Below are 439 nucleotides of genomic sequence, written 5' to 3' on the forward strand. Positions count from 1 at the left end.
GTCGACGTCCCGCGACCGGCTGTACGGTGACGGCGGTCGGGAACCGCCGCGGGCCCGCATCCCGCGGCCGACCCGTTCGCCGCGGTCGAGCGTCCGCAACAGGAACGTCCCGACGAGCCGCTTCGCATCGCGCCACCCGTCGCGGAGGCTCGACTGTCCGGTCGTGCGACTGTTCCGCGCGAGCACGAGTCGCTGTAACTCGTCGAAAAACAGGAACAGGTAGCGATAGGTGACGGCGACAACCCAGACGAGCGCGACCGGGACGCGCAGTTCCCGCATGGCCGCGACCACCGACGAGAACGGCGTCGTCATCACGATGAGCGACAGGAGCGCGACGCCGACGCCGACGCGGAGCGTGAACAGCACGACGTACGCGACGCCGGCGTCAGTGACGGCGAACCCGAACGCCCGCACGAGCGCGTCCCCGGGGAGCAGTACG

The 439-nt window shown here is 70.6% G+C and carries 1 protein-coding gene; it reads right to left on the reverse strand.

Annotated elements, in window-relative coordinates:
* On the reverse strand, positions 1 to 439 hold a 439-nt coding region (locus DVK07_RS21870; RefSeq protein WP_233565662.1), incomplete at both ends, for an energy-coupling factor transporter transmembrane protein EcfT.

Origin of the sequence: Halorubrum sp. Atlit-26R (genome assembly GCF_003666015.1) — an archaeon.
Classification (GTDB): domain Archaea; phylum Halobacteriota; class Halobacteria; order Halobacteriales; family Haloferacaceae; genus Halorubrum.